The organism is Rufibacter roseolus (assembly GCF_017916365.1).
Classification (GTDB): domain Bacteria; phylum Bacteroidota; class Bacteroidia; order Cytophagales; family Hymenobacteraceae; genus Nibribacter; species Nibribacter roseolus.
On the sequence record NZ_JAFMSU010000002.1, the window covers coordinates 760674 to 775944 of the forward strand.

General features: G+C 52.8%; 15 protein-coding genes. All 15 read left to right on the plus strand.

Features of this window, described 5'->3' with window-relative positions; genetic code table 11:
* Window positions 1-809: 809 nt before the first annotated feature.
* A complete protein-coding gene (locus J3P35_RS12130) occupies window positions 810-1322 on the plus strand; it encodes a hypothetical protein (protein ID WP_210464858.1) in 513 nt (170 codons plus the stop codon).
* A 254-nt stretch (window positions 1323-1576) separates the two neighbouring features.
* Window positions 1577-2158 (plus strand): TetR/AcrR family transcriptional regulator, encoded by a 582-nt coding sequence (locus tag J3P35_RS12135; RefSeq protein WP_210464859.1) that lies wholly within the window; start codon window positions 1577-1579, stop codon window positions 2156-2158.
* A gap of 5 nt (window positions 2159-2163) precedes the next feature.
* Window positions 2164-3240, plus strand: coding sequence for a 1,2-phenylacetyl-CoA epoxidase subunit PaaE (gene paaE / locus J3P35_RS12140; RefSeq protein ID WP_210464860.1), 1077 nt, complete (start codon window positions 2164-2166; stop codon window positions 3238-3240).
* A 188-nt stretch (window positions 3241-3428) separates the two neighbouring features.
* Window positions 3429-4385 carry a 1,2-phenylacetyl-CoA epoxidase subunit PaaA gene (gene paaA / locus J3P35_RS12145; RefSeq protein WP_210464861.1) on the plus strand — a complete coding sequence of 319 codons (957 nt, stop codon included), beginning with the start codon at window positions 3429-3431 and terminating at the stop codon, window positions 4383-4385.
* Between the two features lie 41 nt (window positions 4386-4426).
* On the plus strand, window positions 4427-4717 hold the full coding sequence (gene paaB / locus J3P35_RS12150; protein ID WP_210464862.1) for a 1,2-phenylacetyl-CoA epoxidase subunit PaaB: 291 nt from the start codon (window positions 4427-4429) through the stop codon (window positions 4715-4717).
* 5 nt (window positions 4718-4722) lie between these two features.
* Window positions 4723-5526 (plus strand): 1,2-phenylacetyl-CoA epoxidase subunit PaaC, encoded by an 804-nt coding sequence (paaC, locus tag J3P35_RS12155; protein WP_210464863.1) that lies wholly within the window; start codon window positions 4723-4725, stop codon window positions 5524-5526.
* An 88-nt stretch (window positions 5527-5614) separates the two neighbouring features.
* Entirely contained in the window at window positions 5615-6127 is a 513-nt protein-coding gene (gene paaD / locus J3P35_RS12160; protein WP_210464864.1) for a 1,2-phenylacetyl-CoA epoxidase subunit PaaD, read from the plus strand.
* A gap of 4 nt (window positions 6128-6131) precedes the next feature.
* The gene (locus tag J3P35_RS12165; protein WP_210464865.1) at window positions 6132-6917 is read left to right on the plus strand and encodes an enoyl-CoA hydratase-related protein; all 786 of its coding nucleotides are present in this window, start codon (window positions 6132-6134) and stop codon (window positions 6915-6917) included.
* Window positions 6914-8071 carry a 3-hydroxyacyl-CoA dehydrogenase NAD-binding domain-containing protein gene (locus tag J3P35_RS12170; protein WP_210464866.1) on the plus strand — a complete coding sequence of 386 codons (1158 nt, stop codon included), beginning with the start codon at window positions 6914-6916 and terminating at the stop codon, window positions 8069-8071. Before J3P35_RS12165 ends, J3P35_RS12170 begins: the two co-directional genes overlap by 4 nt.
* Window positions 8072-8331: 260 nt before the next feature.
* Window positions 8332-9537: a 3-oxoadipyl-CoA thiolase gene (pcaF, locus tag J3P35_RS12175; RefSeq protein WP_210464867.1), complete on the plus strand. Its 1206-nt coding sequence runs from the start codon at window positions 8332-8334 to the stop codon at window positions 9535-9537.
* On the plus strand, window positions 9534-10130 hold the full coding sequence (locus tag J3P35_RS12180; RefSeq protein WP_210464868.1) for an acyltransferase: 597 nt from the start codon (window positions 9534-9536) through the stop codon (window positions 10128-10130). Before pcaF ends, J3P35_RS12180 begins: the two co-directional genes overlap by 4 nt.
* A gap of 110 nt (window positions 10131-10240) precedes the next feature.
* Window positions 10241-12292, plus strand: a complete 2052-nt coding sequence (paaZ, locus tag J3P35_RS12185; RefSeq protein WP_210464869.1) for a phenylacetic acid degradation bifunctional protein PaaZ — start codon at window positions 10241-10243, stop codon at window positions 12290-12292.
* Window positions 12293-12631: 339 nt separating this feature from the next.
* Window positions 12632-13402: an enoyl-CoA hydratase/isomerase family protein gene (locus J3P35_RS12190; RefSeq protein ID WP_210464870.1), complete on the plus strand. Its 771-nt coding sequence runs from the start codon at window positions 12632-12634 to the stop codon at window positions 13400-13402.
* A 312-nt stretch (window positions 13403-13714) separates the two neighbouring features.
* On the plus strand, window positions 13715-13978 hold the full coding sequence (locus J3P35_RS12195) for a GNAT family N-acetyltransferase (RefSeq protein WP_210464871.1): 264 nt from the start codon (window positions 13715-13717) through the stop codon (window positions 13976-13978).
* Between the two features lie 137 nt (window positions 13979-14115).
* Window positions 14116-15207, plus strand: coding sequence for a glutamate 5-kinase (proB, locus tag J3P35_RS12200; RefSeq protein ID WP_210464872.1), 1092 nt, complete (start codon window positions 14116-14118; stop codon window positions 15205-15207).
* Window positions 15208-15271: the final 64 nt, after the last annotated feature.

Here is a 15271-nt window from a genome sequence, read left to right on the forward strand (position 1 = left end):
AAAAAAACTGGCAAAACCATTTACCAGGTCTTCAGGAATAAATTCTGTCCTGAGGCCACAAGGCCCAATGGCAGCGGGTAAGTAAATAAGGGAGAAAATTATAGGTGATAGTTTAAGTAATCCTCTCTACCTAGGATGGTAGTGGAAAGTTGGGGAAAGGATATTAGTAGAGGTAACTTGCATAATTCTAATTCTAGATAAGAATTTTTAGGCTTTAAAACCTCACTTATTCCAAACAGTGCAATTCAGAAAGATAAGAAAGGACATCTTTATGTTAAGTACTTAACTTATTCAAGTAAATGTGAGAAGCAAAAAATTTCCTTTTAGTAGCCTTGCAAAACTATACTCCTGCTAAAAGAGAAAGGTTAACAGACTAAGTGTCTATACGTTTGTGCTTCATTTTTCCTTAGGATGGCCAAAAGCAAAGGGGGTAGCTATAATTACCCTGCCTACAAATAATCAAAGTTAAAGTAAACTCCTCTTGACAGTAATTGTGACCCGATGCAAGGAAAATACGGGTTAACGAATCTTTAGATTAAAACAACACTTTATTAGATTATGAAAAAAGGTTTTAACTTAAGGTTCGGATAACCAGAAAGCATGATTTTTTGGAGGAAACAAAATAATAATTTTTAGTAAAGTGCAGATGGCTTAAATCTTTTAAACTTGACCACACCCATTGTATCCGGTATTTTATTGTCAATACCAGAAGTTATTAGCAGTTGCCTTCTTGGTGATACAATAGCACTTTTCTTGTATAAGTGAATTGCCAAACTTAATTTTGAATTATAAACTCTATCTAACCCTTTATGAAGAAAATATTACTCTCTATCGCTTTTATGTTGCCGTTGCTGGCAGCCGCCCAGGAAGTAAAGAAGCACCCGCAGCCGCAGCCCACTAAAGACGCTAACATCCTGGATGTAACCTCTAACAAAACCACGGCGGTTGTTTATGAAACGCCCAAGGAACTACAGGCCAGAATCCAAAGAGACGCCCGCGCCAAGAAGTGGAACGAGGCGTTAAAGAAAGAAGAGCTGGCCAAGGTACCAGTAGGGGGCTTTTTACAGGTTGATATTTCCCGCTACACCCCGGCCTCTGTCGATCCCAAGCTCTTTACCATCCTGGTGTTAGATGCAGCCGGAAAAGAAAAAGTGAGAACCAAGATTGACGGGGTAGTGTCCCCCACCATTGTGGCGGGTGTTTCTGGCTACAAAACCTCTGGCAAACTAGTGCTGGAGCAGCCCTTGAAAACTGGTGACTTTGTGTGCGTGCTAGACGAGAAAGAAAACAAGCGCTACGAATTCCTGGTAAAGAACGACTAATCTTTGGTCTTACCTTATTTCTTTATAAGGTGAATTCATAAGCTTTAGCCCGGCGGGTTCTGAATAGACAGAGCTCGCCGGGCTTTTTGGTTCATGCGGGTAGAGGATAAATATTTGGTATAAAATTCAAACGAACATTTGAATAATTGCGTTTAGCCTTGTATACTTGTTTCAGAAACGGCAAAGGCTTAGGCTTGGCTAAAAGGAATTGGATAGGTGTGGGTTTGAATAGCTTTTGTTCTCTACAAGCTTAAATGATAAAGAAAAAGAAGGACATCCGGCGGGAGAGCATCATGGAAGAAGCGGCCCGACTTTTCAAGCAGAAAGGCTTCGGGGGCACCTCCATGCGTGACCTAGCAGAAAGGGTAGGGATGGATGCCGCCACCATGTACCACTACATCAGCTCCAAAGACGAGATCCTCAAGACCATCTGTTTTGACATCGCCTCTATCTACATCACCCAATTATCCGAGATTGAAAAAGCCAACACGCCTTTTATGGATAAACTGAAGGCCTTGGTGCGTCTGCACATTCACCTGATGGTCACCAAAGGTCCGGAAGTTTCCGTGGCCAACAATGACTGGAAATACCTGGCGCCTGAGTCTTTGGCGGAATTCAAAGGGCTGCGAAGCCAATATGAAAAAGGGTTGGCCGGGGTGATTGAACAAGGAATCTTGGCTGGCGAACTGAAAGAGGTAAACCGCTCGGTGGCGCTTTTCACGCTTTTGTCGGCGGTGCGCTGGGTAGAGCTTTGGTGGCGGCCCAACCGCGGCATTTCCCTGGAAGAACTGGAAAACACCATCCTCACTATTTTATTCAATGGTTTGGGCAAATAGCAAGCATGAGCAGATTTCATAAAGTCAGAATAAAGAGCGTGGACCGGGATACGCACGACAGTGTGACCGTGACCCTGGATGTTCCTGAGGAACTCAAAGACACGTTCCGCTACACCCAAGGGCAGTACCTCACGTTTAGGAGAGAACATCACGGCGAGGAGCTGAGAAGATCGTATTCCATCTGCTCCAGCCCTCTGGAGAACATCTGGAAAGTGGCCATCAAGAAAGTACCGGAGGGCCGGTTCTCTTCCTTCGCCAATGAGGCCCTGCAGCCCGGCGAAGAGCTGGAGGTAATGCCGCCCATGGGCAAGTTCTACACCCAACTGCACCCAGACCAGCAGAAAAGCTACCTCATGGTGGCGGCCGGTAGCGGTATCACGCCCATTCTCTCCATCATCAAGACGGTTCTCCTTGCTGAACCCAAAAGCCAGGTATTGCTGCTTTACGGTAATCGTGGGCGCAACTCCATCATGTTCAAAGAGGAGATTGAAGGCCTCAAAAACAAGTTCCTGGAGCGCCTCAGTGTCTACCACATCCTTAGCCGTGAACACGGCGACACCGATCTGCTGTTCGGGCGCATTGACAAGCAGAAGACCGAGGTGTTCCTGCAGAAGCTCATCAAAGCCGAGGAGTTGGACGAGTGCTTTATCTGCGGACCGGAGGAAATGATCTTCGGGGCAAAAGAAGCTTTGGAAGAGGCGGGCGTGCCTCGCGAAAAGATCCACTTTGAGCTTTTTACCACCGCTGATTCGGGCCAGAAATCCCAGAAGCGGGCCGAAAACGCCCAGGCACACGAAGACAAGAAAAGCCGCGTGCAGGTTCGCCTGGATGGGAATTACCTCAATCTGGAAATGTCTTACTACGGCAACACCATTTTGGACGCCGCCGCCGAAACCGGTGCCGATGTGCCTTACTCCTGCAAGGGCGGCGTGTGTAGCACCTGCCGCGCCAAAGTACTAGAAGGAGAGGTGGAAATGGACGTGAACTACTCCCTGGAACCCGAGGAAGTGGCTGCCGGCTACATCCTCACCTGCCAGGCCCGGCCTATATCTGAGCGGGTGGTAGTGGATTTTGACCAATAACAATTAGGTAGGGGCAATCCCTTGTGGTTGCCCTTTGCTGCTTGATCTAAATAGGGCAATAATAAGGGATTGCCCCTACCAAATAATAGTTCTGTTTTGGCCTTGTTTTACAGAAAACTGGCCCTAAACGAATCATCTGCCACAGGGCTAAAAAGAAACGTAAGTATCAGTACAACTGTTAAAAGGGTATGGAAACGATCATAGAAAAATCACTGGAAGAAGCGTTTGAGGAGAAGATCGCGAACGAGATCCGCATTGAGCCCAAAGACTGGATGCCAGAGCAGTACCGTAAAACGCTGGTGCGCCAGATCTCGCAGCACGCCCACTCCGAGATTGTAGGCATGCTGCCCGAGGGAAACTGGATCACCCGCGCCCCTTCGCTCAAGCGCAAAGCCATCCTGCTCTCCAAAGTGCAGGACGAGGCCGGCCACGGACTGTATCTTTACAGCGCCGCCGAGACGCTGGGCACTTCCCGTGACCAGATGGTCGCTGATCTGCATTCGGGCAAAGCCAAATACTCCAGCATTTTCAACTATCCCACCTTATCCTGGGCGGATATCGGGGCGATTGGCTGGCTTGTGGACGGGGCGGCCATCATGAACCAGGTGCCCTTGATTCGGACTTCATACGGACCTTACGCCCGGGCCATGGTGCGGGTGTGCAAAGAAGAGAGCTTCCACCAGCGCCAAGGCTTTGAGATCATGATGACCTTGTGCAACGGCGCGCCCGCCCAGAAGAAAATGGCGCAGGAGGCGTTCAACCGCTGGTGGTGGCCTACGCTCATGATGTTCGGGCCGAAGGATGCGGAATCGCCCAATACGGAACAGTCCATGCGCTGGAAAATCAAACGCTTCACCAACGATGAGCTGCGCCAGAGATTCGTAGACATGATGGTGCCGCAGGCCGAGTTCCTAGGCCTCACAGTGCCCGACAAAGACCTGCGGTGGAACGAGGCCAAAAATGGCTATGACTTCGGCGAAGTGGACTGGGAAGAGTTCTGGAACGTGGTGAAAGGCAACGGCCCCTGCAACAAAGACCGCATCAGCACCCGCGTGAAAGCCCACGAGGAAGGCGCCTGGGTGCGCGAAGCCGCCTTAGCCCACGCCCAGAAACGTGCCGAACGGGAAGCGGTTAATCAGGCGTAAGCATTCACTCAATCACTCAACATCACATTCACTCAACCAATATGAGTCAGCAGAAAGAATGGCCCCTGTGGGAAGTCTTCATCAGAAGCAAACAGGGCCTTGACCATAAACACGTAGGCAGCCTGCACGCCGCCGATGCCGAGATGGCGATCCAGAACGCCCGCGACGTCTATACCCGTCGCATGGAAGGGGTGAGCATCTGGGTCGTGGAGTCAAAGCACGTGCACGCCTCCAACCCAGACGAGGCTGCTGCGTTCTTCGATCCCGCCAACGACAAAGTATACCGGCACCCTACCTTCTACGAGGTACCCGCCGAAATCAAAAACATGTAAGCGCCATGGACCTACACCATAAACCAACGGTTGACCTGCAAGGCTACTCGCCGGAACTCCGGGCGCTGCTGTTTGACTATACCCTGCAACTTGCCGACACCAGCCTCATCCTGGGCCACCGGCTTTCTGAGTGGTGCGGGCACGGCCCCATTCTGGAGCAGGACCTGGCCATGGCGAACATCGCGCTGGATTTAATAGGAGAGTCGCGCAGCTATTACCAATACGCCGCTGAGCTGGAAGGCCAGGGGCGCACCGAGGATGACCTGGCGTACCTGCGGGATGCCGTGGAGTACAAGAACCCGCTGCTGGTGGAACAGACCAACGGTGATTTCGGTGATACGGTCATGCGGCAGTTCCTCTTTGACGGTTTCCACTACTTTTTGCTGAAAGAGCTCCAAAACAGCCCCGACAAAGGATTGGCGGGCATCGCGGCCAAGTCGTTCAAAGAAGCCAGCTACCACGTTAAATGGAGCGCAGAGTGGATCATCCGCCTGGGCGATGGCACTGAGGAAAGCCGCCGCCGCATCCAGAAAGCCTTGGATAACCTCTGGATTTTCTCCGGCGAACTCTACACCATGACCGATACCGAGAAAGCATTAGCCCAGGCTGGCTTCATCCCGGATTACAGCGGTTTACTGAGCCAATGGGAAGCGCACGTAGCCAAGATTTTCGCCGAGGCGACCCTGGAGGTGCCTCAGAACGTGTTCATGCAGAAAGGCGGCAAAACCGGTCGGCACTCAGAACACCTGGGTTACCTTTTAGCCGAACTTCAGTACCTGCAGCGGGCGTACCCTGGGTTAGAATGGTAGAAATGAAGTTCCTGTTTTTAGCCTGTTTTTGCTTACGTAGGCCAAAAATGAGAAAAGCGCCTGACCTACAGAATCTTTAACTTTTAGAATGGCATTGGTGACCCAAAACCTTACCACCGAAGAACGCATCTGGAAACTATTGGAAGAAGTCTCTGACCCGGAGATCCCGGTGCTGAGCATCCTGGATCTGGGTGTGCTCAAAAAAGTGCAGGTGCAGGAAGACGGCAAGGTGCAGGTGACCATCACGCCCACGTATTCGGGTTGCCCGGCCATGAACACCATCGCCGCTGATATCAGGATGAGATTGTTGGCTGAGGGGTTCAAAGAAGTGGCAGTGAACCTGCAGCTCAGCCCCGCCTGGACCACCGATTGGCTGACTTCCGAGGGAAAAGACAAATTGGAAGCCTACGGTATTGCGCCCCCGGTAGAACCCAACGGCGACATACACGCGCTCTTTGGGCGTGATACGGTGGTGCGGTGCCCCCTCTGCAAATCAGAAAACACCAGACTCGTCAGCCAGTTCGGTTCCACTTCCTGCAAGGCCCATTACCAATGCCAGGATTGCCTGGAGCCTTTTGACTATTTCAAGTGCCTCAAATAAAACTATGACCCACAGCGACTACATCAAACACTCTCTGGAAAACGGCGTGGCCACGCTCACGCTCAATCGGCCCAACGTCTTCAACAGCTTCAACCGCGAGATGGCCCTGGCTCTGCAGGAGCACCTTCGGCAATGCGCCCAAGACCCAGCCGTGCGTGCGGTGCTGCTGACCGGTGAGGGAAAAGCCTTCTGCGCCGGCCAGGATCTGGCGGAGGCCACCGGCCCCAATAGCATGGAGATATCAGAGATTGTGGTGCAGCATTACAACCCTATCATCCTGCTTCTGCGCGAACTGGAGAAACCGGTCATTGCCGCGGTGAACGGTGTTGCTGCCGGAGCGGGCGCTAACCTGGCCCTGACCTGCGATCTGGTGGTCGCCAAAGAATCAGCGTCCTTTATCCAGGCGTTCAGCAAAATAGGGTTGATCCCGGACAGCGCCGGTACCTATTTCCTGCCCCGCCTCATCGGGCTGCAGCGCGCCTCGGCCCTGATGATGACGGGCGACAAAGTATCCGCTACAGAAGCGTTGCAAATGGGCATGATCTACAAAACCTTTCCCGACGATTCCTTTGCAGCAGAGTCCTTGGCCCTGGCCCAGAAACTTGCCTCCATGCCCACCAAAGGCTTAGCGTACACCAAACAACTGCTCAACGGCACGTTCCAGAATTCGCTCTCAGAACAGCTGCAGCAGGAAGCTGTTTACCAGCAAAAAGCCGGCCATACGGCAGATTTCAAGGAAGGGGTAGAGGCCTTTATCCAGAAACGCCAACCTAACTTCACAGGGAAATGATTGTAGGCATCATCGGGAGCGGAGCCATGGGCTCTGGCATTGCGCAGGTTATTGCCACGGCGGGCCACAAGGTCCACCTGCTGGACAAAAACGCCCAGGCGCTACAACGGGCAGCCCAATCTATTAAGGACACTTTGCGGAAAATGGCCGCAAAAGGCAAGATCTCTGAAAACGAAGCGGCAGACATCCTGGACCGGCTCAACTTCACCGAGAACAACCAAGAGTTCGGGAACTGTGACCTCGTATTGGAAGCGGTGGTAGAGGATCTGCAGGTGAAGCAGCAGTTGTTCAAGGAGTTGGAGTTGATGGTCACCGGTGATTGTGTCCTGGCTACCAATACTTCCTCTTTGTCTATTGCCTCCATTGCCGCCGCCTGCGAAAAACCGGAGCGCGTGATCGGAATTCACTTCTTCAACCCGGCCCCCCTGATGCCTTTGGTAGAGATCATTCCCGCGGTGCAGACCCGGGACGGTTTAGCCGAGGAGATGAAGAACCTGGTGCAGTCCTGGGGCAAAGTTCCCGTTATTGCGAAAGACACCCCCGGCTTCATCGTGAACCGCGTTGCCCGGCCGTTCTACGGCGAAGCCCTCCGCATCTACGAAGAAGGCATCGCGGACATCGCTACCATTGACTGGGCCATGACCGAGCTGGGCGGCTTCAGAATGGGACCGTTCACCCTCATGGATTTCATCGGTCACGATGTCAATTACCGCGTCACGGAATCCGTTTTTGCCTCGTTTTTCTATGATCCGCGTTATAAGCCGTCCTTCACCCAGAAGCGCCTGTATGAGGCCGGTTACTTCGGCCGGAAATCGGGGAGAGGGTTCTACAATTACCAGGAAGGAGCCGTTCTCCCAGAACCAACAAAAGACAAAGAGCTGGGCCAACAAATCCTGACCCGCATCCTGGCCATGCTCATCAACGAGGCCGTAGATGCCCTTGCTTTAAAAGTCGCCAACAAAGAAGATATCGAATTGGCTATGACCAAAGGCGTGAACTATCCCAAAGGCCTCCTGGACTGGGCCGATGAACTGGGACCGGAACATGTTCTTGCCAACCTGGATGCCTTATACAAGGAATACCACGAAGACCGCTACCGTGCCAGCCCGCTCCTGAGAAAAGTAGTCCGCGAGAACAGCACGTTTTTAGGCTGAGAAGACAAATCGTTTTAGGACCATTTTTATTAAAGAAGGCTTTAAACAAGAAGTAGGGTAACATTAATCAGCGATTTAAAATTACACGCATTCCATCCACTTTGAAGGGGGTAGGGGGATGACTAGGACGGTTGCAGAACCGTTAAGCTTTGGCTACAGGAAAGGGCAACCACAAGGGATTGCCCCTACAACAGCTTAAACAAAAAGAAAACTTAACCTAGCTCATCTAAAGGATCAGGTTAAAATATAACAGAACCACCATGAAACAAGCATACTTAGTTGACGGCGTGCGCACGCCCATCGGGAATTTCGGAGGGTCATTGGCCACGGTGCGGCCCGATGATTTAGGCGCCCTTGTGATAGAGGAGTTGCTGAAACGTAACCCCAGCGTAGATCCGGCCGCCATTTCTGATGTGATCATGGGCTGCGCGAACCAGGCCGGGGAAGACAACCGCAACGTTGCCCGAATGTCTTTACTTTTGGCAGGCTTGCCTTTCTCCGTGCCCGGTGAAACTGTGAACCGGCTGTGTGCCTCGGGGCTTTCTGCCTCGGTGGCGGCCATGCGCGCCATTCAGACCGGCGACGGGGACCTGTTCATCGCCGGAGGCCTGGAGAACATGACCCGAGGACCCTGGGTAATCTCTAAAACCAGTACTCCTTTCGGCCGCGATGCCCAGATGTTCGACTCCAGCTTCGGGTGGCGGTTCGTAAACCCTAAAATCCATGAGGTGTTCGGGACCGATGGCATGGGCGAGACCGCCGAGAACCTGGCGCGCCGGGAGGGAATCACCCGTGAGGATCAGGATGCGTTTGCCTTGTGGTCCCAGCAAAAGGCCGCCAAAGCCCAGGAAGCCGGAAGATTCATCCAAGAGATTGTGCCGGTCAAGATTCCGCAGAAAAGAGGGGAGTTCAAGGTGTTTTCCCTGGATGAGTTCATCAAACCCGCTACCACCCTTGAAGTACTGGCCAAGCTACGTCCGGCGTTCCATAAAGAAGGAACCGTGACGGCAGGCAACGCCTCGGGGTTGAACGATGGGGCGGCCGCGCTCCTGTTTGCCTCAGAAGAAGGACTGAAGAAATATAATCTTACGCCCAAGGCGCGCTACGTTTCCATGGGCGCTGCCGGGGTAGAGCCGCGGTACATGGGCATGGGGCCGGTGCCCGCCACGCAGATGGCGCTCCAGAAAGCCGGTCTCACCCTGAATGACATCGACTTAATTGAGATCAATGAGGCTTTTGCCTCCCAGGTATTGACCTGCACCAGGGCCCTGGGCATTGCTGATAATGATCCGCGTATCAACCCTAACGGTGGGGCTATAGCCTTGGGCCACCCACTAGGCATGAGCGGAGCCAGAATTCTGAACTCCGCTGCCCTGGAACTGCACAGACAAAACAAGCGGTATGCGCTGGTGACCATGTGCGTGGGCGTGGGCCAGGGGTACGCCGTCATTATTGAACGGGTATGATCTACGAGTTCAACGGCTACATTCCGGTGGTGCATGAAAGCGCCTTTGTGCATCCGCAGGCTACCGTCACGGGCAATGTGATCATTGGAAGAAACGTGTACGTGGGGCCGGGAGCCGCCATCCGGGGCGATTGGGGTCAGATCATTATTGAGGACAACTGCAACGTGCAGGAGAACTGCACCATCCATATGTTCCCGGGCACAACAGTGCTGCTGAAGGAAATGGCTCACATCGGGCACGGCGCCATCATCCACGGGGCTACCATTGGGCGCAATGTAATGGTGGGTATGAACGCGGTAGTGATGGACCGGGTGGAGATCGGGGATGAATGCATTGTAGCGGCGCTCTGCTTTGTGCGCGCCGATGAGAAGATCCCGCCGCGCAGTGTGGTGGTGGGCAATCCGCATAAGATTGTGAAAGAGGTGAGCGACGAGATGATCAAGTGGAAAACCGAAGGTACCCAAATCTATATGCAGCTTCCCGCCGATTGCCACGCCACCCTGAAGCCCTGCGAACCCCTCCGCGAAGTACCCGCTGACCGGAAAGTGCAGGAAGCAGGCTACCAAACCTGGAATGAACGGAAAAGCGGCTAAGGGTTTGTTTTAGGCCAGTTTTGCCCAAAATCGGCTCTAAACACCTTCCATCTTTAGTTCGCAATTCGCAAACTAAACAATTACCAATCAGCAACTAACCAGAAAAAAATATGACCGCAGTATTGCAGAATTACGCCCTGGGGCAATGGACACCCGGATCCGGAAAGGAAAGCGAGATTGTGGATGCCGTGACCGGTGACCTGATCTGCCTCGCCTACAGCGGAGGACTTGATTTCAACGCCATGATGGAGTTTGCCCGGGCCAAGGGAAACAAAGCCCTCCGGAAGATGACCTTCCAGGAACGCGGCCGTATGCTCAAAGCCCTGGCGCTGCACCTGCAGGCCAAAAAGGAGGATTTCTACAAGCTCAGCTACCGCACCGGCGCCACCCGCGCCGACAGTTGGGTGGACATTGAAGGCGGCATCGGGAACCTGTTTGCCTATGCCTCGCTGCGGAAGCAATTCCCCGACAAGCCTTACTTCGTGGAGGATGAACCGGTGGGCTTGTCCAAAGGCGGTACCTTCATGGGCCATCATATTCTGGTGCCTAAAGAAGGCGTGGCGCTGCACATCAACGCCTACAATTTCCCGGTGTGGGGCATGCTGGAGAAAATTGCGGTAAACCTGCTGGCGGGCATGCCGGCCATTGTGAAACCCGCGCCCATCACTGCTTTCCTCACCGAGGCCGTGGTGCGGGAAATTATCGCCTCCAACCTATTGCCTGAAGGCGCATTGCAATTGGTGACTGGCACTGGCGAGGGTATCCTGGACCACGTGACGTACCAGGATGTGGTGACTTTCACGGGATCGGCGCATACCGGACGCTTGCTCAAGGCCCACCCGCGGCTCATTCAGGAAGCCGTGCCGTTTACCATGGAAGCCGATTCTTTGAACAGCGCCGTACTGGGCCAGGATTCAGTACCCGGCACGCCGGAATTTGATTTGTTCATCAAAGAAATCCGGAAGGAGATCACGGCCAAAGCCGGGCAAAAATGTACTGCCATCCGTCGCGCTATTGTGCCCGAAAATTTAGTGGAAGACGTGCAAATAGCCTTGGGCAAAGAGCTTTCCAAAACCGCCATTGGTGACCCACAAGCCGAGGGCGTGCGCATGGGAGCATTGGTGGGCAGGGAACAGTTGAAGAAACTGCGCGAGCAGGTGAAAGAACTGGCCAAGCAGACGCCCATTGTGTACGGTGACCTGGACAAGGTGAACCTGGTAGGCGCTGACCAAAACAAAGGGGCTTTTATCTCACCCATCGTAATGCTGAACCCAGACCCGTTCCGGTACACCGATACGCATGAAGTGGAGGCGTTCGGGCCGGTGGCTACCATCATGCCCTACCGGCACCTGGACGAGGCGATTGAACTAACCAAAATGGGCAAAGGCTCGCTGGTTTCCTCCATCGCCACGGCAGACCCTATAATTGCCCAGGAATTCGCCATCGGGGCGGCTACGCACCACGGCCGTATTCTGGTGCTGGATAATGCTTGCGCGAAGGAAAGCACCGGGCACGGCTCACCCATGCCCATGCTCACGCACGGTGGTCCGGGTAGGGCCGGCGGAGGCGAGGAGATGGGCGGCGTTCGCGGCGTGAAGCACTTCATGCAACGCACCGCCATCCAAGGCTCGCCTACCATGATCACCGCCATCACTGGCGTGTACCAGCAAGGCGCGAAACAGATTGAAAAAGACGTGCATCCGTTCCGGAAACACTTTGAGGAACTGGAGATCTCCGAGACTTGGGTTACCCACCGCCACACCGTCACCGAAGCCGATATCACCAATTTCGCCAACGTCTCCGGCGATCATTTCTACGCCCACGTAGACGCTACCTCATTGGAAGGAACCCTGTTCACCGGTCGCGTGGCCCACGGATATTACATTCTCTCCAAAGCGGCGGGCATGTTCGTGGATCCCAAGAAAGGACCGGTCCTGCTGAACTACGGCCTGGAAAGCTGCCGCTTCACCAAACCCGTTTACCCCGGCATGACCATCGGGGTGAAACTGACCGTGAAAGAGAAAGTAGCCCAGGAGAAACGCAGCGAAGAAGACGTAGCCAAAGGCATTGTGAAATGGCTCGTGGATGTCACCGACGAAACCGGCGAAACCGTAGCCATCGCTACCATCATGACCATGGTGAAAAAGCGGAACCAGGATTAACCGGATTTGAGGATTAGGAGATTTGAAGGTGTGTAGATTTTCAGATCAAGACCTTGGAAGGTGACCAATTTCCTCTTCCAAGCCATGGTTTTGAGGATGATTTTCAGAAATCAACCTCAAAACCATGGCTATTAACACTGCTTCAAGTTTTCAACTTGGAGCTAAATTGACGCAAGTTTGCAACTTGCGTGGGTTCTTTTTGCAATGGGAGATTAAGCTGTTAGAAGTACTTCTTACCCAAAAGCAACCAAGCAATCGAAGTAATTATCGCTTTCAGCCATCTATTTAGCGCTTAAAGGCTCTTTCTATAAAAATAACCAACAAACAGGAACAAACCAAATGACCCACACAGGTAAAATTGACATCACCCTTGACGAGGCTGGTAGTGCCGTAATCTCCTTTTTCCATCCTTCGCACAACTCTCTGCCGGGGGCGCTGTTGAAGGAGCTGGCCCAGACCATCCTGCAGGCCGGAAAAGAGGAGCGGGTAAAAGTGATCGTGCTCAGGAGCGAGGGGGAACGGACTTTCTGCGCCGGCGCCAGCTTTGACGAGTTGATTTCCATCCAGAACAAAGAGCAGGGGCTGGAGTTCTTCTCGGGGTTTGCCAAGGTAATCAACGCGTGCAGGACCTGCGGTAAAATCATCATCGGGCGGGTGCAGGGCAAGGCCATTGGGGGCGGCGTGGGTGTAGCGGCAGCCACCGATTACTGTTTTGCCACCCAGCATGCCGCAGTAAAGCTAAGTGAGATTGCTTTGGGTATCGGGCCGTTTGTGGTGGGGCCGGCGGTAGAGCGCAAGGTTGGTGTGTCGGCTTTCTCGCAACTGGCATTGGATGCGACGGAGTTCCGGTCGGCAGCCTGGGCGCAAGAAAAAGGTTTGTATGCCCAGGTATTTGATACCACCGAAGAAATGGATGAGGCAGTACAGGCCTTCGCCCAGAAACTGGCCCTTTACAGCCCGGAGGCACTTTCTGCCTTGAAGGAAGTCTTTTGGCAGGGAACCCAGCACTGGGACTCGTTATTGGTGGAGCGGGCCGGTATCAGCGGCACTTTGGTGCTGTCAGACTTTACCCGCAACTTCATCCAGAACTTTAAAACCAAACAAGCTTGAGTTCTATAACATAGATGTTTATCATCCTCTTCAGAACTTCTTCTTGAGGTATTTATCCTCCAAACAGCGCTACATAAATCAGGAAAGTTCTGGTCAGGAGCCAACAAAATGTCTTGAAGGTTAGAATTGCTAGAGTCACTGCCTCATTTAGGGTGGTGACTTTTACTTTTTACAGTTGTCTAAATTTAATTCAGCTATCCTTTACAGAACCATATCGTCAGTTATGGCCACATCCAGGCTTTCGCTTTCAGACATCAACATCAGAACTTACCTTAAACCTGGTGACTTGGGGTACATTACTTCCTGCTGCTCATGGACCGCGGTGAGGCCGCGCAACTGCGGTATTTTCTTATAACACCCGGATACAGGGAAATTGGTCTGGGTAAAAAATTGCTGGGCCTTTTCCTTGAGTTCCTGTCCGAGGCCGGTTACCAGAAAACCTATCTCTGGACCACCCATGAACAGACAAACGCTGCCCAATTGTATAAGAAAATCGGGTTTGTCTTGAGCCAGGAAAAAGAATCAGAGGACTTCGGGAAGCCTTTGCGCGAGCAACGGTATAATCTGCTGTTCTAAAAAGTTAAACTTGTTTTTGCCTGCGTCATTACTTTTGCCTTTAAAGTATTGCTAACGTTTTGCCTCAGGTTTTAGAAAAGTATAGTCAAAATGGGTAAAAAGGTGTAAAATTACCTTTCCTCAACCCGGTAAAAGTCATGCCTTTCACCTATAAAAGAATCATAGTCAAGATAGGCTCCAACGTGCTCACGCAGCAGAATGGAATGCCAGACGAAGGCCGCATGCAGCACCTGGTGGAGCAGATCTCGGGCTTGAAAAAGGAGGGGAAGGAAGTCATTGTAGTCTCGTCTGGCGCAGTGGCCTCCGGCCGAAGTCTCCTATCCATTCCCGAGAAAACGGATGCAGTGAGCGCGCGTCAGTTGCTGGCCTCGGTGGGGCAGGTGAAACTCATCAATACCTATTCACAGCTGTTCAGCCAGCACGGGCTGGTCTGCGCGCAGGTCCTGGTCACCAAAGAAGATTTCCGGGACCGCGGCCATTACCTGAACATGAAGAACTGCTTTCAGGTGCTGCTGCAGAACAACGTCATCCCCATTGTGAATGAAAACGACGTAATCTCCGTCACCGAGCTCATGTTCACTGATAACGACGAGCTGGCCGGGCTCATCGCCTCTATGCTCAACGCCGATGCCCTCCTGATCCTGAGCAACGTGAACGGCATCTATAACGGCGACCCAAAAGACCCAGCCAGCTCCGTGATCAAAGACATTGACGCTTCTACCACGGGCTTTTCCTCATTTGTAACCACGCAGCGCTCGCAGTTTGGCCGGGGCGGCATGATTACTAAATGCCACATGGCCCGCAAAGTGGCGCAGCTGGGCATTCCGGTGCACATCACTAACGGAAAAACGGAAAACGTGCTGCCCCGGCTGCTGAAAGGAGAACTGGAGAACACTCGCTTCCTGCCCGATAAATCCGCCTCCGGGAGAAAGAAATGGATTGCCCATTCCGGCACCTTCGCCAAGGGAGTGGTGCAAATCAACGAGGGCGCCAAAGCCGCCTTGTGCAGCTCCCAGGCCGCCATCAGCCTGTTGCCGGTTGGCGTGTTGCAGATCCAGGGCGATTTCCAGAAAGGAGACATCGTGAAACTAGTGGATGAACAGCACCGGCAGGTTGGCTTCGGGATTGCCGAGTACGGCTCAGAGAAGGCGCTGGAGAAACTGGGGCTGCAAAAGCAGAAACCACTGGTGCACTATGATTACCTCTTCCTCAACCCGGAGCTTGTATAAACCGCTATCTGTTTTAAGCCTGAAATAAAGAAAACAGGCCTAAAACCCTTAAGGATTGTAGATT